Annotated in this window: 16 protein-coding genes and 2 pseudogenes; 17 read left to right on the forward strand and 1 reads right to left on the reverse strand. The window is 67.9% G+C overall.

The annotated features are described in order from the left end of the window. Positions 1–195: 195 nt before the first annotated feature. Positions 196–538 (reverse strand): annotated as a pseudogene (locus tag JYG32_RS38150) (cupin domain-containing protein). Positions 539–1031: 493 nt separating this feature from the next. Between JYG32_RS38150 and JYG32_RS38155 the strand changes: the two are divergent. From JYG32_RS38155 to JYG32_RS38240, 17 genes and pseudogenes are all read left to right on the forward strand, one after another. Continuing rightward, a complete protein-coding gene (locus tag JYG32_RS38155) occupies positions 1032–2618 on the forward strand; it encodes an ABC transporter substrate-binding protein (protein WP_174381277.1) in 1587 nt (528 codons plus the stop codon). A gap of 79 nt (positions 2619–2697) precedes the next feature. Continuing rightward, entirely contained in the window at positions 2698–3651 is a 954-nt protein-coding gene (locus JYG32_RS38160; protein ID WP_204421067.1) for an ABC transporter permease, read from the forward strand. Between the two features lie 30 nt (positions 3652–3681). Continuing rightward, positions 3682–4638 (forward strand): ABC transporter permease, encoded by a 957-nt coding sequence (locus JYG32_RS38165; RefSeq protein WP_213267834.1) that lies wholly within the window; start codon positions 3682–3684, stop codon positions 4636–4638. After that, positions 4638–6509: an ABC transporter ATP-binding protein gene (locus JYG32_RS38170; RefSeq protein WP_213267835.1), complete on the forward strand. Its 1872-nt coding sequence runs from the start codon at positions 4638–4640 to the stop codon at positions 6507–6509. The genes JYG32_RS38165 and JYG32_RS38170 overlap by 1 nt, the downstream gene beginning before the upstream one ends. 476 nt (positions 6510–6985) lie before the next feature. Further along, positions 6986–7441 (forward strand): helix-turn-helix domain-containing protein, encoded by a 456-nt coding sequence (locus JYG32_RS38180; RefSeq protein ID WP_249744923.1) that lies wholly within the window; start codon positions 6986–6988, stop codon positions 7439–7441. 284 nt (positions 7442–7725) lie between these two features. Continuing rightward, the gene (locus JYG32_RS38185; protein ID WP_213267836.1) at positions 7726–8460 is read left to right on the forward strand and encodes a cupin domain-containing protein; all 735 of its coding nucleotides are present in this window, start codon (positions 7726–7728) and stop codon (positions 8458–8460) included. 2 nt (positions 8461–8462) lie between these two features. Beyond that, positions 8463–9788, forward strand: coding sequence for an NAD(P)/FAD-dependent oxidoreductase (locus JYG32_RS38190; RefSeq protein ID WP_213268337.1), 1326 nt, complete (start codon positions 8463–8465; stop codon positions 9786–9788). A gap of 90 nt (positions 9789–9878) precedes the next feature. Next, on the forward strand, positions 9879–11156 hold the full coding sequence (locus JYG32_RS38195; RefSeq protein ID WP_213267837.1) for an NAD(P)/FAD-dependent oxidoreductase: 1278 nt from the start codon (positions 9879–9881) through the stop codon (positions 11154–11156). Beyond that, on the forward strand, positions 11153–12610 hold the full coding sequence (locus JYG32_RS38200; protein ID WP_213267838.1) for an aldehyde dehydrogenase family protein: 1458 nt from the start codon (positions 11153–11155) through the stop codon (positions 12608–12610). Before JYG32_RS38195 ends, JYG32_RS38200 begins: the two co-directional genes overlap by 4 nt. A gap of 68 nt (positions 12611–12678) precedes the next feature. Next, entirely contained in the window at positions 12679–13863 is a 1185-nt protein-coding gene (locus JYG32_RS38205; protein ID WP_213268338.1) for a M20 aminoacylase family protein, read from the forward strand. Between the two features lie 372 nt (positions 13864–14235). Further along, a complete protein-coding gene (locus tag JYG32_RS38210) occupies positions 14236–15138 on the forward strand; it encodes a GNAT family N-acetyltransferase (protein ID WP_213268339.1) in 903 nt (300 codons plus the stop codon). A 5-nt stretch (positions 15139–15143) separates the two neighbouring features. Then, positions 15144–15362, forward strand: a pseudogene (locus tag JYG32_RS38215) (aldehyde dehydrogenase family protein); the annotation flags it as partial. Then, complete coding sequence (locus JYG32_RS38220) at positions 15341–15505, forward strand: hypothetical protein (RefSeq protein ID WP_213267840.1); 165 nt, start codon at positions 15341–15343, stop codon at positions 15503–15505. The pseudogene JYG32_RS38215 and the gene JYG32_RS38220, both read left to right, overlap by 22 nt. A gap of 108 nt (positions 15506–15613) precedes the next feature. Continuing rightward, the gene (locus JYG32_RS38225; protein ID WP_213267841.1) at positions 15614–16891 is read left to right on the forward strand and encodes an NAD(P)/FAD-dependent oxidoreductase; all 1278 of its coding nucleotides are present in this window, start codon (positions 15614–15616) and stop codon (positions 16889–16891) included. A 65-nt stretch (positions 16892–16956) separates the two neighbouring features. After that, positions 16957–17265, forward strand: a complete 309-nt coding sequence (locus JYG32_RS38230; RefSeq protein WP_213267842.1) for a (2Fe-2S)-binding protein — start codon at positions 16957–16959, stop codon at positions 17263–17265. Further along, positions 17247–18671: an NAD(P)/FAD-dependent oxidoreductase gene (locus tag JYG32_RS38235; RefSeq protein WP_213267843.1), complete on the forward strand. Its 1425-nt coding sequence runs from the start codon at positions 17247–17249 to the stop codon at positions 18669–18671. The genes JYG32_RS38230 and JYG32_RS38235 overlap by 19 nt, the downstream gene beginning before the upstream one ends. After that, entirely contained in the window at positions 18671–19822 is a 1152-nt protein-coding gene (locus tag JYG32_RS38240; protein ID WP_213267844.1) for an NAD(P)/FAD-dependent oxidoreductase, read from the forward strand. Before JYG32_RS38235 ends, JYG32_RS38240 begins: the two co-directional genes overlap by 1 nt. Positions 19823–19830: the final 8 nt, after the last annotated feature.

The following is a 19830-nucleotide window of genomic DNA, read 5'->3' on the forward strand; positions in this document are numbered from 1 at the left end:
GCGAGAAACCGGGCGCGGCGCGCGTGGGCGATGAACCCGGCATGTTCATGGGGTTCGCGATGGTTTGATCGCCGCCTTCGATAAGGAGGCATGCCGCGCTCACGCGTGCGCTCGGTGCCGAACCGACCGACTTCGCCGAGACGTTGCCTGCGCGGCCAGCCCGCCGTCTCGGGAAAGCCTGCGGGTGCGCTTGCGTCAGACGATCGCGTACACCTTGCGCATCGTCTCGCACACCTGCCAAAGCCCTTCGGTGTTCGCGGCAAAGAACGGCGTGTCGCCCGCGCCGAACTCGATTGCTTCCTCGCCATCCGGCGCAAACGTGCCGGCTCCGGCGACGAAATGCATCATCTCCGTTTTTCACGCCGCGCCGGTAAGTGCCCGGCGTGCATTCGAACACGCCGGTGTCGAACACCTCGCTGCCCGGAATGACCACCTGACGGTCCGACACGCGGGCGGGCCCGGTGCCGCGCAATCCGGCGGTGCCCCGGTCTTCGGGCAAGCCGGTGTCGACGGAGCGGGAGATCTTCTGAACTTTCATGCGTGGGTATTCTCGCGGTGCCGGGAAAAACGTCCCGACGCAGCGGCTGCGAGGGCGGCTCACTGTCGCGCGCGCGCGGCTGGCGACCGGGACATTTCGCTCGTTTCGACCCACGCCGGCCCCCGAGCGCGCAATCGACGCAAAACATGCGGTTTGGGGCCCTCGAACGCGTTTCGGATGCCGAACGGGCAATTTTGTCGGTGCAATCTGCGGTGGCCGTCGCTTTACGATTCTCCTCGTCGCGCATGTCGCCGGGGCGACGGGAAGACAACGCAGCACACGCGGGCACGCAGCAATTCATGCTGCGCGGACGGCCCAAAACGGTCGAATCGTGTCGTGCAGGCGCCCCGAATCGCGACAACCGCCATTTTGGCGGTGCTTAAATGAACTCAATGCGTACGACGTTGCGCTCGCTACCAGCAGGCGGCCGCGGCGGGAATCACGAACCACGCTGGACCCCAGGACCCACTTTCCACAGTCAGGAGCAGTTCGGATGAGCGACGATATCGACAACGGCGGAGATCACCGCGGCTTCACGCGCCGCGACATGATGCGGATCATGGCGGCGGGCGGCATGATGGCCACCGGCGCCGGCGGACTGCTGATGAGGACGCAGCCGGCGTTCGCCGCACCCGCGCCGAAGCGCGGCGGCAAGATCCGCGTGGCCAACGAATCAAGCTCGACGGCCGATACGCTCGACCCGGCCAAGGGCTCGACGGGCGCCGACTACATCCGCTTCTTCATGTTCTACAGCGGCCTCACGCAGCTCGATGCGAGCCTGGCGCCGCAGATGAATCTCGCCGAGTCGCTGCAGACGACCGACGCGAAGACCTGGATCATCAAGCTGCGCAAGGGCGTCACGTTCCACGACGGGAAACCGGTCGGGCCGGCCGATGTCGTGTTCTCGCTGATGCGCCACAAGAGCGCGGCGACCGCATCGAAGGTCAAGCCGCTCGCCGACCAGTTCGCCGACGCGAAGGCGACCGGCCCGGACGAAGTCACGCTGACGCTCACGAGCGCGAACGCCGACCTGCCGGTGATCCTCGCGACGCCGCAACTCGTGATCGTCAAGGACGGCACGACCGACTTCACGACCGGCATCGGCTGCGGCCCGTACAAGCTGAAGGCGTTCAAGCCGGGCGTATCGACGGTCGGCGTGCGCAACGACAGCTACTTCAAGCCGGGGATGCCGTATCTCGACGAGATCGAGCTGATCGGCATCAGCGACAGCGCCGCGCGCCTGAACGCGCTGCTGTCCGGCGACGTGCACCTGGTCAACGCGATCGATCCGCGCTCGACGCAGCGCGTCGCGTCGACGCCCGGCTATGCGCTGAAGGAAACCAAGTCGGGGCTCTATACCGACCTCATCATGCGCAGCGAAAGCCCGCTGACCGCGAACCCCGATTTCGTCGAAGGGATGAAGTACCTGTTCGATCGCGAGCAGATCCGTTCGGCGGTGTTTCGCGGCTACGCGGTGATCGGCAATGACCAGCCGATTCCGCCGGGCCATCGCTACTTCAATGCGTCGTTGCCGCAACGGTCGTACGACCCGGACAAGGCCAAGTTTCTGTTCCGGAAGGCGGGCGCGCTCGGCGTCGCGCTGCCGCCGGTCTATGCGACGTCCGACGCGAACGGGTCGATCGAAATGGCCGTGCTGCTGCAGCAGGCCGGCCAGAAGATCGGGCTGAACCTGCAGGTGAACCGCGTGTCGCCCGACGGCTACTGGTCGAACCACTGGATGAAGCACCCGCTCGGCTTCGGCAACATCAACCCGCGTTCGAGCGCCGACGTGCTGTTCACGCAGTTCTTCAAGTCGGACGCACCGTGGAACGAGTCGGGCTGGAAGAACGCGAAGTTCGACCAGTTGCTGCTCGCCGCGCGTTCGGAGACCGACGATGCGAAGCGCAAGCAGATGTACGGCGAAATGCAGGCGATCGTCGCGCAGCAGGGCAGGGTCGGCATCCCCGCATTCATCAGTTTCCTCGACGGGTACGACAAGCGGCTCGCGGGCCTCGGCTCGATTCCGACCGGCCCGATGATGGGCGGCATGTTCGCCGAACACGTATGGTGGAACGCCTGACGCCGTCGCCTGCCGCCGCCGCGCGGCCGGTGCGGACCACCGCCCCGACCGCGCGCGGCCTTTCCGGGAGTGCCGCTTCATGAACCGAATCCTCATCGGGCTGATCGGCCGGCGCATCGCGGTCACCGCGCTGACGCTGCTGATCGTGTCCGCGATCATCTTCACGATCACGAACCTGCTGCCGGGCGATGCCGCGCAGGCCGCGCTCGGCCAGTCGGCGACGCCGGAAACGATCGCCGCGCTGCGCCAGCAGTTCGGCCTCGACATGCCGGCGCACGTGCGCTACGTGCACTGGCTCACCGGGTTGCTGCACGGCGATTTCGGCCGCTCGCTGTCCGGCGACATGCCGGTGTCGGACATGATCGGCGGGCGCCTGCCGAAGTCGCTCGCGCTCGCGGCGATCACGACCGCCGTATCGGTGCCGATCGCGCTGCTGCTCGGGATACTCGCGGCGGTCAAGCGCGAGTCGGTGGTCGATCGCGTGATCAGTCTCGGCACGCTGTCGCTCGTCGCGACGCCGGAATTCCTGATCGCAACGGTCGCCGTGCTCGTGCTGGCCGTGAAGCTGCACTGGCTCTCCGCGCTGTCGTACAGCGGCCCGATCGAAAGCGTCCACGATTTTCTGCGCGCGTATGCGATGCCGGTGCTCACGCTGTGCGCGGTCGTGATCGCGCAGATGGCACGGATGACGCGCGCCGCGGTGATCGAGCAACTGAGCGCGTCGTATGTCGAGATGGCCGTGCTCAAGGGCGCGAGCCCGGCGCGCGTCGTGCTGCGCCATGCGCTGCCGAACGCGATCGGGCCGATCGCCAATGCGGTCGCACTGAGCCTGTCGTATCTGCTCGGCGGCGTGATCGTCGTCGAGACGATCTTCAACTATCCGGGCCTCGCCAGCCTGATGGTCGATGCGGTCGGCAACCGCGACTTCCCGCTGGTCCAGGCGTGCACGCTGATCTTCTGCGTCGCGTACCTGACGCTCGTGCTGTTCGCCGACCTGTGTTCGATCGTGTCGAACCCGCGACTGCGGACCTGAGCGCCCCGTCCTCCTTTCGAGATACCGCCCATGCATCCGACCGAACCCGTACAACGCAGCAGCGCGCTGCCGCCGTCCGGCGAACCGCGCCCGCCGTGGGGCGGCACGCCGCCTGCCGCGCCCGCCCCCGAGCAGCCGCGCAAGCGCCGCACGGCACGCATGAAGCTGACGGCCGGCGGCCGTGTCGGCCTGTCGATGGTCGGCCTGATGCTGTTCGTCGCGGTGTTCGGGCCGCTGCTCGCGCCGCACGACGTCGGCGCGATCGTCACGCCGGACGTGTTCGCGTCGTTCAGCGCGAAGCTGCCGTTCGGCTCCGACTTCCTCGGCCGCGACATGCTGAGCCGGATCCTGTACGGCACGCGGCTGACCGTGCTGCTCGCGCTGGCCGCGGTGCTGCTCGCCGCGTTGACCGGCACGACGCTCGGGCTGCTCGCGACGGTGTCGGGCCGCGCGGTCGACGAGACGATGAGCCGGCTGCTCGACGCGCTCACGTCGATTCCGTCGAAGATGTTCGCGCTGATGTTCGTCGCCGCGTTCGGCTCGTCGCTGCCGCTGCTGATCCTGACTGCCGCGGTCAGCTACATGCCGGGCTCGTACCGGATCGCGCGCGCGCTGGCCGTGAACATCAGCACGCTTGAATTCGTACAGGTTGCGCGAGCACGCGGCGAGAGCGCGCTGTACATCGCGTGCGTCGAGATGCTGCCGAACATGATCCACCCGATGCTCGCCGATACCGGGCTGCGCTTCACGTTCGTCGTGCTGCTGCTGAGCGGCCTGAGCTTTCTCGGGCTCGGCGTGCAGCCGCCGTACGCGGACCTCGGCTCGCTCGTGCGCGAGAACATCGCGAGCCTCGGCGACGGCTCGGCCGTCGCGATCATGCCCGCGGTCGCGATTGCGATCCTGACGGTGGGCGTCAACCTGTTGATCGACGGCCTGCCGCATCGCGGCCGCCGCAAGGGCGCGGCCGCTGCCGCGGGAGAGCACTGATGCGACATGAATCGACTCCGCTCGTCGAGGTCAGCGGGCTGCGTGTCGTCGGCGGCCGCCCGGGCGGTGCGGAGACGACGATCGTCCATGGCGTCGACTTCGAGATCCGGCGCGGCGAGGTGCTCGCGCTGATCGGCGAGTCCGGCTCCGGCAAGACGACGATCGCGCTGGCACTGATGGGCCATGCACGCGCCGGCTGCCGGATCGCGGGCGGCTCGGTGAAGCTCGCCGGCACCGACGTATGCGCGCTGTCCGCGCCGGCGCTGACCGCGCTGCGCGGCCGCAAGGTCGCCTACATCGCGCAGAGCGCGGCCGCCGCGTTCAACCCGTCGCGCACGATCCTCGACCAGGTGATCGAGAGTGCGCTGATACACCGGACGATGTCGAAGCGCGACGCGCAGGCGAAGGCGGTCGAGCTGTTCCGCGCGTTGGCGCTGCCGGAGCCGGAAACGATCGGCAAGCGCTATCCGCACCAGGTGTCGGGCGGCCAGTTGCAGCGCCTGATGGCGGCGATGGCGCTGATCACCGATCCGGAACTGGTGATTCTCGACGAGCCGACCACGGCGCTCGACGTGACCACGCAGATCGACGTGCTGCAGGCGTTCAAGAGCGTGATCCGGCGTTATGGCATGAGCGCGGTATACGTGTCGCACGATCTCGCGGTCGTCGCGCAGATGGCCGACCGGATCGTCGTGCTGAGCGACGGCGTGATCCGCGAGGCGGGCGATACCGAACAGATCCTGCATGCGCCCACGCACCCGTACACGCAGAGCCTGATCGCGGCGGTCACGCCGAACGGCGCCGAACGCGACGCGAAACCCGCGGCTGCCGCGCCTGCGCCGCTGCTCGACGTGCGCGGCGCGGTCGCCGGATACGGCGCCCGCACGGTGAAGGGCCTGCCCGCGAAAGTGATCCTGCACGAAGTGGACCTGCGCATCGGGCGCGGGCAGACGGTCGGCGTGATCGGCGAATCGGGCTCGGGCAAGACGACGCTCGCGAAGGTGATCGCGGGCCTGGTGCCGGCCACCGGCGGACAGATCCTGCTCGACGGCGAGCCGCTCGCGCTCGATATCGGCAAGCGCACGAAGGAGCAGCACCGGCGCGTGCAGATCGTGTTCCAGAACGCCGATACTGCGCTCAATCCGGTGCATACCGTCGAGCGCACGCTCGCACGGCCGCTCGCGTTCTATCACGGGGTCAAGGGCGCGCGTGCGCGGCAGCGCGTCGCGGAGCTGCTCGAGCTCGTGCGGCTGCCGCCGGCGGTCGCCGGGCGGCGCACCGGCGAGCTGTCCGGCGGGCAGAAGCAGCGCGTGAACCTCGCGCGCGCACTCGCGGCCGAGCCCGACCTGATCCTGTGCGACGAGGTGACGTCGGCGCTCGATACCGTGGTCGGCGCCGCGATCATGGACCTTTTGCGCGAACTGCAGGCGAAGCTCGGCGTGTCGTACGTGTTCATCACGCACGACATCGCGAAGGTGCGCGCGATAAGCGACGACATCGTCGTGCTGTACGCGGGCCGCCGCGTCGAGACGGGCAGTCGCGACGCGCTGTGCGCGCCGCCTTATCACCCGTACTCGCACCTGCTCGTGTCGTCGGCGCCGGAACTGCGCGCGGGCTGGCTCGACGATGCGGCCGAGCGTTGCCACCGGCCGCTGGTGCCGATCGGTGCGAGCGCGGACGATGCGCAGCTGTGCCCGTTCCTGTCGCGCTGCGCGATGCGGGTGGACGGCGTATGCAATCGGACGGCACCCGTGCTGCGCACCCTCGACAACGGCGCGCAGGTGCTGTGCCATCGCAGCGAGGACGACTTGACGCGCTTCCAGGCGGAGCCGGCGGCGGTCGTCGCGCCGGTGCAGCCGGTGCGCCAGTAGTGGGCCGCACCATTCGTTCGCCGCGCTCGCGTGCGCCGGCGATCGGCTTTCCGGCTTTCCGCACACGCTGCTGCGGCAGTCGCGAAAAACGGTGGATTGCGCGTGCGCCGTGCGCGAATACGCGGCAACTGCGCTTTTTGATGGTGATTAAATGGTTTTCAATGAGCGACCGCCGATCGTCGTCGCCGCAATGCTCGAGAAGGATCCGATGAAACCCGAATCGTACTGGCCGGATACTCGCCCCGCGTTTTGCGCCGGCCGTGAAGGGCCCTTCGAAGGGGGCGCCGGCGTGGTCGCGGTCTCCATGATGCGTTCGGGTTCTGCGGACATGGCTTCCGGCCCGGGCCCTGCGTCGGCGACACCATGGCGCGGTTGATCGACACCGGCGCGGCCGGCACGCCGATCAAGCCGTTCGCGATCGCGCGCTGCGTCGCGCCGGCCACGGCCGCGCAGGCGGCCGCATGAGGACGGAGAACATGATCGATCTGTTCCACGAGCCGGTCGACAGTGCGGTGCTCCGCGCTGCCGGCGTCGGGCGGGCCGTATCGCCGGCCATCGGCGACGTGCTGCGCACGATCGATGCGTCGTTCGCGCAGCCGCTGAATCTCGATACGCTCGCGGCGGTGGCCGGGTTCAGCGTGTCGCGTTTCACCGCGCGTTTTCGCAGCGAAATCGGGCTGTCGCCGCATCGGTATCTGTGTCTGGTGCGGGTTCGGCGTGCGCAGGACTTGCTGCGCGGCGGCGTGGCGCCGTCGGTCGTGGCGACCGAGGTCGGTTTCTTCGACCAGAGCCATCTGTGCCGGCATTTCCGGCGGGTGCTCGGGATGACGCCGCGCGATTACGTGAGCGCGCGCTCGGGTGGGACGCCGGGGCGAGCGCCGTCGATGCGTACGCGTGCCGAACGCCGCGACGCGTCCTGTCACGCCGTGTAGGTGCAAGCGGGCCGGACGCGCGGCTGCGACCGGCCCGCGGCGTGGTCATTAAACCGTGCTTAACGATCGCTTTTCTGGAAGTTAATCAGTCGGGAAGACCTGCGCCGCATGATTGCAGGCACGACCCACCAGTCGCGCGCTTGAATTATTTCGCAACGAGTACGCTTTATCGAACAGATCAATAGTCCTGACAGTTAGCGGAAAACGAAGTCGCGCGAACATCGATTTCCGGTACCGCCCGAGGACATTTCAACACGATCGTCGCGCAATGCGCAGGAGCAGAAATGACCGTAGCGTTGGTGTTGCACCGTGCCGACGGCACGCCCTTGTCGACCGTCTTCCGCAAGGAGTCATTCGGCGAGAACGACCCTTTCGGGCGACATCGGGAGATTGCATGGGAAGGCCCCGACTCGATGGCCGCGGGCCGTATCGGCTTCGTTGGCGAGCTCGACGTATCGAGCTTTCCGCACATTGAAACCATCGTCGTCGTGGAAGGAGAGCTTACCCTCGAAGTTCCCGGAGCCGCGCCGTTGGTGCTCGGTCCGCAAGCGGGGGCGGTCATCGGCGGCGGCACAACGGTCCGCGTCAACGCAGCATCGCCCGTGCTTTTCATGTTCTGCGCGGCGGCTTGCGGGAACCCGACGAAACGCGGCCTCTTTGCGCTGCGCGCGGATGCCGACTTCAAGACGTCCGCATCGCTGCCGGCCGACGTGCTGCTCGGTCCCGCTCCGCAATGCCGCAGTGACAACGTCTTCACCGACGACGGCGCAGATTACTGCGCGGGTACGTGGGATTCGACGCCGTACCATCGGATCGTTCGCCCGCATCGCGTGAACGAGTTCATGCAGCTGCTGGCCGGCAGCGTACGGTTCGCCGCGCCTGATGGCAGCGTGCTGTCGGCCGGCGCGGGCGACGCGCTGTTCGTCCCGCGGGGCGCGTCGATCGGGTGGGAAAGCAGCGAGCGCGTGGCGAAATTCTACGTCGTGCAAAACGTCCAGGCTTCGACCGGGCAACATTGATCATGTCACCTCCGCTGCAACACATACAAACTTCGCCCACGCAGCCGGCTGCGGCTGACGTCGTCGTGATCGGAGGCGGGATCATCGGCGTCTTTACCGCCTACTACCTGGCCCGGCGCGGGGTGTCGGTCGCGCTGGTCGAGAAGGGCAGGATCGGAGCCGAGCAGTCGAGCCGCAACTGGGGCTGGTGCCGGCAGCAAAACCGCGACGCGCGCGAGTTGCCGATGGCGAGCAAGAGCCTCGATCTCTGGGAACGATTTGCCGCCGAATCCGGCGAAGACACCGGTTTTCATCGTTGCGGGCTGTTGTATCTGAGCAATGACGAAGCCGAGTTGTCGCGTTGGTCCAGTTGGGGCGAGTTCGCCAGGACCGCCGGCGTGACGACGTACATGCTCGACAGCCGGCAGGCGAGCGAGCGCGGGCAGCCAACCGGGCGCCCCTGGAAGGGCGGCGTCTTTTCGCCGACCGACGGCACCGCCGATCCGGCGAAGGCCGCGCCGGCCGTGGCCGCTGCACTGATGAAGCTCGGCGGCAGCGTCAACCAGCAGTGCGCGGCCCGCGGCATCGAACTCGAGGGCGGCCGGGTTTCCGGCGTCGTCACGGAAGCCGGGGTGATCAAGACCAGGACGGCCGTGCTCGCCGGCGGCGCGTGGGCGTCGTCGTTCTGCCGCCAGCTCGGCATCCGTTTTCCTCAGGCGTCGATCCGCCAGTCGATCCTGAGCGTGTCGCCTGTCGAACAGCGCTTGCCGGATGCGCTGTACACCTCCGGCGTGTCCGTTACGCGCCGGAGCGACGGACGCTACGCACTGGCCATCAGCGGCCGCGCGCGCGTGGACGTGACGCCGCAGCTCCTGCGATTCGCCCCGTATTTCGTGCCGATGTTCGCGAAGCGCTGGCGCAGCCTTCTTCCAGGAGGCCTCGAAGGCATGCGCGGCGGCCACGAAACGCTGAAGCGATGGCGACTCGATGCGCCGACACCGATGGAGGCGGTGCGCATTCTCGATCCGAAGCCCGATATGCCGACGGTCACCGAGACGTACCGCCGTGCCGTCGAACTGCTGCCCGAACTTCGCGAAGCGACGATCACGCACGCATGGGCCGGGTTCGTCGACAGCACGCCGGACGGCGTCCCGGGTATCGGCGAAGTACCGGGCGTGCCGGGCTTGATCCTGGCGGCGGGCTTTTCCGGGCACGGCTTCGGCATCGGCCCGGGCGCGGGTCACTTGATCGCGGATCTCGCCACAGGTGCGCAACCGATCGTGGACCCGATGCCGTATCGGCCCGGCCGATTCGGCGAATCCGCGTGGGGCAAGGTCGCTGATTTTTAGTTTGCGGCCGTCACGCGCAACGCGGTGGCGGCGTTTGAACGATGCGCTTCGGTTCGGATCGTGCGCGACCCGCCGGCTTTGGAGTGTGTGATGCGTTTCAGTTCCTACTGGCTCGATACGTCCGAGCCATTCGTGAGCAGCTCGCCGGAGCTGCCTGACGGAAGTTGCGACGTGGTCGTGGTGGGCGGCGGGATCACGGGCTCGGCGGCTGCGCTGGCGCTGTCGAAAAAGGGCGCGCGCGTCGTTGTCTGCGAAGCGGGCACCGTGGGGCAGGCGGCGTCGGGACGCAACGGCGGCATGTGCAACAACGGCTTCGCGCAGGATTACGCTTCACTGTCGCAGCGCATCGGCACGGAACTGGCCAACCGGCTGTATCTCGCGTTCGATGCCGGTGTCGACAAGGTCGAGCGGCTGGTCAGGGAGGAGTCGATCGACTGCGATTTCGTGCGCCGCGGCAAGCTCAAGCTCGCGGCGAAGCCGGAGCACTACGACAAGCTGGTGCGAAGTCAGGCGCTGCTCGCCGCGAGCGTGGACCCCGACACGCGTGTGGTGACGAAGGCGCAACTGCGTGACGAGATCGGCTCGAACCGTTATCACGGCGGGCTGATCTTCGAGAAGAGTGCGGGGATGCACGTCGGCCGCTATGTACGCGGCCTGGCGAACGCCGCGCAAGCGCGCGGCGCACACATTCTCGAGCATGCGCCGGTTCTGAGATTGACGAGGGAAGCGGGCGGCGCATACGCGGTGCATACGCCGCTCGGCGAGATCCGTGCGCGCCAGGTGCTGCTCGCGAGCGGCATCTCGCAGGTGGGGCCGTTCGGCTGGATCCGCCGCAGGATCGTGCCGGTCGGCGCGTTCATCATCGTCACCGAGCCGTTGCCGCGCAAACTGCTCGACCGATTGCTGCCGACCCGCCGGATGGTCACCGACACCAAGAACTTCGTCAATTTCTTTCGCGTCACGCCCGACAACCGGATGCTGTTCGGCGGGCGGGCGCGTTTCGCGGCGTCGAACCCCCGGTCGGACGAAAAGAGCGGGCTGATCCTGCGACAACAGATGGCCGCCGTGTTTCCCGAGCTGGCCGGCGTGCGCATCGACTATTGCTGGGGCGGCATGGTCGACATGACGGCCAACCGTCTGCCGCGCGCGGGCCAGCGACAAGGCGTGTATTACTCGATGGGCTATAGCGGCCACGGCACGCACATGGCCACGCTGATGGGCACGCTGATGGCGGAGATCATGGACGGGCGAGCCGATCTCAACCCGTGGAGCAGTTTCGACTGGCCCGCTATTCCCGGCCACTTCGGCAAACCGTGGTTTTTGCCGTTCGTGGGCGCGTGGTACCGACTCAAGGACACCCTGCAATGAATTCACCTGTTCGTCACCTGATGCAAGCCGGAAGGCTGGATCGATTCTTTATCGACGGAGACTGGGTCATGCCCGAGGGCAGCGATCGGTTCGCGGTCGTCTGCCCGTCCACTGAAGAAAGGCTGTGCGAAATTCCGCTCGGGAACGCACGCGATGCCGACCGCGCGGTGCAGGCCGCGCGCGACGCTTTCGAACGCTGGGCCGCGACGTCGCCGCAGCAACGCGCCGCGCTGCTCGACCGCGTTCATGCGCTGATACTGGAGCGAGCCGAACTGTTCGCCACGGCACTCGCGATGGAAATGGGCGCTCCCATCAGCTATGCGCGCGGTGCCCATGTGCCGCTCGCGGCCGAACATATCCGGGTCGCGCGCGACAATCTGGCCAGCTACCCGTTCGTCACGCGGCGGGGGACGACCGCGGTCGTGCGCGAGCCGATCGGCGTGTGCGCGCTGATCACGCCGTGGAACTGGCCGATCTATCAAATCACCGCGAAGGTCGGCCCGGCGCTCGCGGCAGGCTGCACGGTGGTCCTGAAACCGAGCGAGCTGTCGCCGCTCAGCGCGTTGCTGTTTGCGGAAGTGATCGCCGATGCGGGCGTGCCCGCGGGCGTATTCAACCTGGTGAGCGGCAGCGGCACGGAAGTGGGCGCGGCGCTTGCCTCGCATCCGGAGGTCGACATGGTTTCGATCACGGGGTCGACGCGTGCGGGCGTACTGGTTGCGCAAGCGGCGGCGCCGACCGTCAAGCGCGTCGCGCAGGAGCTTGGCGGCAAGTCGCCGAACATCGTGTTGCCCGACGCGGACCTGTCGCGTGCCGTCGCGCCGGGCGTGGCCGCCGCGTTCCGGAACATGGGCCAGTCGTGCAGCGCGCCGACCCGCATGATCGTCCCGCGCGGCGTTCTGGGCCGCGTCGAGGAACTGGCCGTCGCGGCAACGGAACGGATGATCGTCGGCGATCCGTTCGCCGAAGCGACGACGCATGGCCCGCTGGCCAATCGCGCGCAGTTCGATCGCGTCGCGCAGATGATCGACGCGGGCATCGACGAACGGGCGAAGCTCATCGCCGGCGGGCCCGGACGGCCCGCGGGTTTCAACCGGGGCTTTTATGCGCGGCCGACCGTCTTTTCCGATGTCCGCACCGACATGACGATCGCGCAGCAGGAGATCTTTGGCCCGGTCCTTGCGATCCTTCCTTACGACACTGTCGAAGAAGCCATCGCGATCGCGAACGACACGGTTTACGGGCTCGGCGCACATGTGCAGGGCACCGACAAGGAACGCATGCGCGCGGTGGCTGCGCGCATCCGGTCGGGCCAGGTGCATCTGAACTACCCGGCATGGGACCCGCAGGCTCCGTTTGGCGGGTACAAGCAGTCGGGGAACGGTCGCGAGTACGGGATCGAAGGGATGGAAGAGTACATGGAGATCAAGTCGATCCTGGGTTTCCATGATTGAAGCAACTGCCGCGCGCGATGCGGCGGCAGTACAGATTTGAATCCGTTTGCTTTGCAAAGGTGCCGAGATTGGAAAACCCCGTCATTCCCGACGCGTCGCTGAAAACGCATCACGCGCACTGGGCGACCTTGCGCCGCGATCTGCATGCGCATCCCGAGTTGCGATTCGAAGAGCACCGGACGGCCGACGTCGTCGCCCGTGAGCTTGAAGATCTCGGCTATGCGGTGTCGCGTGGGCTCGGAGGCACGGGAGTCGTCGCGAGCCTGCCCGGTGCGAATCCGGGCCGCGGCATCGTGCTCCGTGCCGATCTGGATGCGTTGCCGATCCAGGAAGCCAATGACTTTGCGCACGCATCGGGCGCCCAAGGGGTCATGCACGCGTGCGGGCATGACGGGCATACCGTCATGTTGCTGGGGGCCGCGCGAATCCTGAAGGAACTGCCGCAGTTGCCGGGCACCGTTCATTTCGTGTTCCAGCCCGGAGAAGAGGGGGGCGCGGGCGCGCGGAAGATGATCGACGACGGGCTGTTCGAGCACTATCCGACGGAGGCGGTATTCGGCATGCACAACTGGCCCGGTTTGCCTGCCGGGCATTTCGGGTTGCGTACCGGCCCGATCATGGCCGCGGGCTCCCGATTCAGGATCACGGTAACGGGCCAGGGCGCGCATGCGGCGCAGCCGCACCTGGGCATCGACCCCGTCCCCCTCGCGTGTTCGATGGTGCTGCAGTGTCAGACCATCGCTGCGCGGCACAAGGATCCGGTGGATCCTGCCGTCATTTCCGTCTGCATGTTCCATGCGGGAACGACGGACAATGTGATTCCGGACAGCGCCGAGTTGCGCGGGACGATTCGCACGCTGTCGTCGGCATTGCAGCAGAAGCTGCAGCGCGACGTCCAGCTCATGTGCGAGGGGCTGGCCCGTGCCTATGGCGCGCAAGTCGACGTCGCGTTTTTTCAGTACTACCCCGCGACGGTCAACACGCCGGCCGAGACGGCACTCTGCGATGCGGTCATTCGCGAGACGTTCGGCGACGAACGCCTTGATCGCGACGTGCCGCCGAACATGACATCCGAAGACTTCGGCTTCATGCTGGAAGAGCGGCCCGGCGCTTATGTGCTGATCGGCAATGCGCCGGCCGGAACGGCCGCGCCGGCTCTGCATCATCCGAAATACGATTTCAACGACGACATCATTCCGGCCGGCGTCCGGTATTGGGTCGCGCTGGCGCAGCATTACTTCGCGACCGTTTGACGCGGCGCGTCGATCCATCGTGCCCGGCAGATTCGTCGCGCGATCGGGTGCGGTGCCCGCATCGCGCATGCGGAGCAGTCGCGACGGGCGCTCACCGGGGAGGTATGCCCGATGCCGGACAAGCCGGTAGTCGAGCCGCATCGAATGGTCATGCACGGGCCGAACGTTAAAGAGGCGTTAACAGCCGGTTTACTGGTTGCTAAGCATGACGAAGGCATTATTTCCTATAGTCGATTCCATGAACTTGCCGGCATGACGCGCGTGCCGCGAACGTCAGGGCGCAGATGCCGGCTCGTCGAACATCCGGCGAGACCGGCGCGCGCCGTCGTTCGCGCCCGGTTGCGCGATGGTGCCATCCGGAAGGATTGCTTGATGAAACAGGAACATGTGATGAACGATTCCCGCTCGACGACGGAGCTTCGCTATCGAAGGTTCACCGCGGCCGATTTACCCGCGGCCCACGCGCTCTCCACGGCGCTTCGCTGGCCATTCAGGCTCGAAGACTGGCAGTTTTCCGCCGACACGTCGATCGCGTTCGCGGCCGAGGAGAACGGTGTGGTCATTGGTACTGCGATGTGCTGGAAGTTCGGCGCGGATCGCGCGTCCATCGGGCACGTCATCGTGTCGTCCGCACACCAGGGCCGGGGCATCGGCCGCGAGCTGATGGAGACGCTCGTCGAAGAACTGGGGCCGCGCATCACGTTCCTGCACGCGACGCCGGCCGGCCTGCCGCTCTACGAAAAGCTCGGTTTCGACGTGTGCGGATCGCTGGACCAATATCAAGGGAACGTGAGCCGGCCTGCCGCGGTGCCACTGCCCGATGGCGAGCGACTGCGGCCCGGGACGCCTGCCGATTTGCGTCGCCTCGTCGAACTGGACGCGCGCGCTTCCGGCCTCGAGCGCGATGCGCTTTTGTCGGCGTTGCTGACGCGCGGGGAAAGCGTCGTGCTCGAACGCGACGGCGAAATCGCCGGATTTTCGGTGCTGCGCCGCTTTGGCCGCGGCTACCTGATCGGCCCGGTGGTCGCACCGCGTTCGACCGGCGACGCGCGTGCGAGGGCCCTGATCGGCTATTGGTTGAGCGGATTGGAGAACGAATTCGTTCGCGTCGACGTACCTTCTGGAACGAGCTTGCCGGACTGGCTCGACACGCAGGGATTGAAGCGAGTGGACACCTGCTCGAAGATGGTTCGCAACGCGCCCGCCGCGGCACACGGCGGTGCGCTCGATCCGGTATGCGGACTGTACGGGTTAATCAGTCAGGCAATGTTGTAGGCCACGGCCGCGCACCGCGGATGATGCGCGGCCTCGAGGCCGGCACGGTATGGATCGACCGCCATGGCAGCACATCGGATTTCGCGATCCCGACCGGCGGCTACAAGCAGTCGGGCATCGGCAAGGATCTCGGCCGCTACGCTGACGACGCGAACCTGCGCTTCAAGAGCGTCCTGACGACATGTCGGCGGGAGCGGGACGGATGGCGCCGACGCCTTTCATGACGGGATCGGGCGGCATTCGGCCGGTGCGCGCGGGCTCCCGCGCGCGGCTTGCGCATGATGTGCTGTCGCGGCTGCGCAAAACAGCGGATGATGCGCGCGCCGTGCGCCAATACGCGGCAACCGCGCTTTTTGACGATGATTAAATGGTATTCACCGGGCGGCCGTCGCCCGATCGCGAACCTGCGGCGACAGGCGGGCGGGCGCTGCGCATGCGCGTCATGCGCAGCGCCCGATTGCTCACGAAGGACCCGATGAAATTCGAATCGTACTGGCTGGATACCCGCCCCGACTTTCGCGCCGGCAGCGCAGGGCCTGTGGAAGGGCGTGCCGACGTGGTCGTGATCGGCGGTGGTTTTACCGGGTTGTCGGCGGCGCTGGCGCTCGCGCAGCGTGGCGTGTCGGTCGTGGTGCTCGAAGCCGCGCAGGTCTCGGCAGAGGCGTCCGGCCGCAACGGCGGGCAATGCAACACCGGTGTCGCGCAGGACTATGCGTCGCTCGCCGCGCGAATCGGCGCCGTGCAGGCGCAGCAGTTCTACCGCGCCTACGAAAGCGCGGTGAAGAGCGTCGAGACGATCGTCGCCGAACATGCGATCGACTGCGATTTCCGGCGCAGCGGCAAGCTGAAGCTCGCCGCGAAGCCGCAGCATTTTGCGGGTCTCGCCAGGACTTACGATGCGCTGCGGCGCGACGTCGATCCGGATATCGAGCTGATCGAGCCGTCGCGGATCCGCGACGAAGTCGGCTCCGACGGGTTCTACGGCGGCCTGCTGCAACGCAACGGCGCCCAGATGCACATGGGCAAGTTCGGGGTCGGGCTCGCGCAGGCCGCCGCGCGTGTCGGCGCGCGCATCTTCGAGCATGCGGCCGTCACGCAACTGAAGCGGCTCGACGGCGACCGGCACGAAGTGACGAGCGCGCGCGGCACGATCGTCGCCGATCGCGTGCTGGTCGCGACCGGCGCGTCGCAGCACGGGCCGTTCGGATGGTTCCGGCGGCGCATCGCGCCGGTCGGCAGCTTCATCGTCGTCACCGAACTGCTGCCCGACGCGCAGTTGAACCGGCTGTTCCCGCATCGCCGCGCGTACGTGACCTCGCGCCATATCGGCAACTACTTCCGCGTGACGCCCGACAACCGGCTGCTGTTCGGCGGCCGCGCGCGCTTCGCGATGTCGAGCCCGCGCTCCGACGCGAAGAGCGGCGAGATCCTGCGCGCGGGCATGGCCGCGTATTTCCCCGAGCTCGCGAACGTGCGGCTCGACTATTGCTGGGGCGGGCTCGTCGACATCACGGCCGACCGCCTGCCGCGCGCCGGGCAGCACGAAGGGCTGTACTACTCGATGGGCTACAGCGGCCATGGCGTGCAGATGTCGGTGCACATGGGCCGCGTGATGGCCGACGTGCTGTACGGCGCGGCAGCGTCCAATCCGTGGCGCGAGCTCGACTGGCCGGCGATGCCCGGCCATTTCGGGCACGCGTGGTTTTTGCCGTTCGTCGGCGCGTACTACCGGCTGCAGGACATCCTGCACTGATTGACGTTGATGCGCGCTGCAGCCCGGTTCGTTCGGCACGGCGTCGCGTGACAGGAGTGATGCACATGACAGGGCGATTCGTTCGTCTCGCCGAAACCGGGCGCGATCCCGTCGCATTTCGCGTCGACGGCCGCACGGTGAACGGGCTCGAGGGCGACACGCTGCTCGTCGCGATGCTGACGCAGACGGGACACGTGCGGCAATCCGAGTTCGGACCCGAGGCGCGGGCCGGCTTCTGCCTGATGGGCGCGTGCCAGGACTGCTGGGTCTGGACCGCCGACGGCGAGCGCCTGCGTGCGTGCACGACCGCCGTGCAGCCGGGCCTCGACATCGTCACCCGGCAACCGGAGGCGCAATGGCCGAACCTCGCGTAATCGTCGTCGGTGCCGGCCCGGCCGGCGTGCGCTGTGCGCAGATGCTGGTGGCCGCCGGCGTGCGCCCGCTCGTGATCGACGAGGGCCGGCGCGACGGCGGCCAGATCTACCGGCGCCAGCCCGACACGTTCTCGCGCCCGTACGAGAAGCTGTACGGCACCGAGGCCGCGCGCGCGCAAGACCTGCACGACACGTTCGGGCGCCTGCGCGCGTCGCTCGATTACGAACCGGACACGCTCGCGTGGAGCGTGTCCGGCGGCGCGCTTTACACGGCGCGCGACGGCATGTCGGTGCGGCGGCCTTATGACGCGCTGGTGTTGTGCCCGGGCGCGACCGACCGGCTGATGCCCGTCAAGGGCTGGCAGTACGCGGGCACCTACAGTCTCGGCGCATCGCAGATCGCCCTGAAGGCGCAGGCGTGCGCGATCGGCGCGAACGTCGTGTTCATGGGCTCGGGCCCGTTGCTGTATCTCGTCGCGAACCAGTACGTGCAGGCCGGCGCGAAGGTCGCGGCCGTGCTCGATACGTCGGCCGCCGCGAACCGGCTGCGCGCGCTGCCGAAACTGCTCGCGCGTCCCGACGTGCTCGCGAAGGGCATTGCGCTCACGCGCGCGCTCAGGCGCGCCGGCGTGCGCGTCGAGCAAGGGATCGAACCGGTCGAGATTCACGGCGATCCGGCGCAGGGCGTTTCCGCGGTCAGCTTTCGTACCGCCGGCGGTGCGCTCGAGCGCATCGCGTGCGACGCGATTGCGTTGGGCTACCACCTGCGTGCCGAGACGCAGCTCGCGGATCTGGCCGGCTGCGCGTTCCGTTTCGACGGCGACACGCGGCAATGGCTGCCGCAACTCGACGACATGGGGCGCAGCTCGGTCGCGGGCGTTTATCTGGCCGGCGACGGCGCGCGCGTGCTCGGCGCCGACGGCGCGGAAGCCGCAGGCCGCCTCGCGGCGCTTGCGGTGCTGCAGGATCTCGGGCGGCCGGTCGACGCGCGCGAGATCGCCGCGTTGCAGCGCACGCGCGCGAAGATGGACCGTTTCCGTGCGGGGCTCGCGCAGGCGTTTCCGTGGCCCGCGCAACACGCCGCGGCGCTGTCCGACGACACGATCGTCTGCCGTTGCGAGGGCGTGAGCGTCGGCGAACTGCGCCGCGTGATCCGTGACGAAGGCGCGTGCGAAGCGAATCGCGCGAAGGCCTTCAGCCGCGTCGGGATGGGGCGCTGCCAGGGCCGCTACTGCGGCCATGCGGGTGCGGAAGTGATTGCCGCCGCGGCCGGCGTGCCGCTCGAAGCGGTCGGGCGCCTGCGCGGGCAGGCGCCCGTGAAGCCGCTGTCGATCGCGCTGCGCGCGGCGGACGGGCCGCATGCGTCGCAAGCGGAAGCCGTGACGACGATGTCGGGGGACGAGTGATGCGGGCCGATGCGGATGTCGTGATCGTCGGCGGCGGGTTCATGGGCGCCGCCGCCGCGTTTTTCCTGCGCCGGCGCGGCCGCTCGGTGATCCTGCTCGAACGCGGGCTGATCGGGCAGCAGGCGAGCGGCGTCAATTTCGGCAACGTGCGGCGGCAGGGCCGCTATCTGCCGCAACTGCCGCTCGCGAACCGGTCGCGCGAGATCTGGGGCAGGCTGCCCGAGCTGATCGGGCACGACGCGGAATTCCTGCAGACCGGGCATATCCGCGTGTGCTACCGGCAGGAGCAGGACGACGCGTTCGAGGTCTATGCGCGCGAAGCCGCGCATTACGGGCTGAAGCTCGACCTGTACCGCGGCGCATCGATGCGCGCGACGTTTCCGTTTCTCGGCCCCGAGGTGCTGAGCGCGTCGCATTCGGAGATGGACGGTCATGCGAACCCGCGCCTGGCCGCCCCCGCGTTCGGTCGCGCGGCGGCGCGCGCGGGTGCGCGCATCGAGGAGAACACCGGGATCGCGACGCTCGAGAAGGATGGCGATACGTTCCGCGCGACGAGCACCGACGGCCGCGTGTTCTGCGCGCCGAACCTGCTCGTGACCGCCGGTGCGTGGGGCAGCCAGCTCAGCGCGCAGTTCGGCGAGCCGGTGCCGATTGCCGTCAACGGTCCGCAGATGTGCGTGACCGAGCCGGTGCCGTATGCGATCCGGCCCGTCGTCGGCGTGTCGTCGCCGCATATCGAGGAAGTCGTGTACTTCCGGCAGGTCGAGCGCGGCAACATCGTGATCGGCGGCTGCGCGCGCGCGCCGGCCTATCTCGACGAACGGCGCGCGAAGGTGCTGCCGGAGAGCACGCTGCTGCAGTTCACGCAGCTCGCGCGCGTGATTCCCGCGCTGACGCGACTGAACATCATCCGCGTGTGGAGCGGCGTCGAGGGCTACATGCCGGACGACCGGCCGATCATGGGGCGCAGCGCGAAGGTCGACGGGCTGTATTACGCGTTCGGCTTCTGCGGGCATGGCTTCCAGCTCGGCCCGGGCGTCGGCGACACGATGGCGGAGCTGATCGATACGGGCGCGACGAGCACGCCGATCGACCCGTTCGCGATCGCGCGCTTCGCGATGCCGGCCGACGCCGCGCACGCGACGACGTGACGGAGCCG

Origin of the sequence: Burkholderia pyrrocinia, assembly GCF_018417535.1 — a bacterium.
Classification (GTDB): Bacteria; Pseudomonadota; Gammaproteobacteria; order Burkholderiales; family Burkholderiaceae; genus Burkholderia; species Burkholderia pyrrocinia_E.

Excerpts from the sequence above, each read along its gene's own strand:
- JYG32_RS38235 (WP_213267843.1), top strand. The coding sequence starts at position 17,247 with ATGGCCGAACCTCGCGTAATCGTCGTCGGTGCCGGCCCGGCCGGCGTG.
- JYG32_RS38225 (WP_213267841.1), top strand. The coding sequence starts at position 15,614 with ATGAAATTCGAATCGTACTGGCTGGATACCCGCCCCGACTTTCGCGCC.
- JYG32_RS38190 (WP_213268337.1), top strand. The coding sequence starts at position 8,463 with ATGTCACCTCCGCTGCAACACATACAAACTTCGCCCACGCAGCCGGCT.
- JYG32_RS38180 (WP_249744923.1), top strand. The coding sequence starts at position 6,986 with ATGATCGATCTGTTCCACGAGCCGGTCGACAGTGCGGTGCTCCGCGCT.
- JYG32_RS38240 (WP_213267844.1), top strand. The coding sequence starts at position 18,671 with ATGCGGGCCGATGCGGATGTCGTGATCGTCGGCGGCGGGTTCATGGGC.
- JYG32_RS38220 (WP_213267840.1), top strand. The coding sequence starts at position 15,341 with ATGGCGCCGACGCCTTTCATGACGGGATCGGGCGGCATTCGGCCGGTG.
- JYG32_RS38200 (WP_213267838.1), top strand. The coding sequence starts at position 11,153 with ATGAATTCACCTGTTCGTCACCTGATGCAAGCCGGAAGGCTGGATCGA.
- JYG32_RS38185 (WP_213267836.1), top strand. The coding sequence starts at position 7,726 with ATGACCGTAGCGTTGGTGTTGCACCGTGCCGACGGCACGCCCTTGTCG.
- JYG32_RS38195 (WP_213267837.1), top strand. The coding sequence starts at position 9,879 with ATGCGTTTCAGTTCCTACTGGCTCGATACGTCCGAGCCATTCGTGAGC.
- JYG32_RS38165 (WP_213267834.1), top strand. The coding sequence starts at position 3,682 with ATGCATCCGACCGAACCCGTACAACGCAGCAGCGCGCTGCCGCCGTCC.
- JYG32_RS38230 (WP_213267842.1), top strand. The coding sequence starts at position 16,957 with ATGACAGGGCGATTCGTTCGTCTCGCCGAAACCGGGCGCGATCCCGTC.
- JYG32_RS38160 (WP_204421067.1), top strand. The coding sequence starts at position 2,698 with ATGAACCGAATCCTCATCGGGCTGATCGGCCGGCGCATCGCGGTCACC.
- JYG32_RS38155 (WP_174381277.1), top strand. The coding sequence starts at position 1,032 with ATGAGCGACGATATCGACAACGGCGGAGATCACCGCGGCTTCACGCGC.
- JYG32_RS38210 (WP_213268339.1), top strand. The coding sequence starts at position 14,236 with ATGAAACAGGAACATGTGATGAACGATTCCCGCTCGACGACGGAGCTT.
- JYG32_RS38170 (WP_213267835.1), top strand. The coding sequence starts at position 4,638 with ATGCGACATGAATCGACTCCGCTCGTCGAGGTCAGCGGGCTGCGTGTC.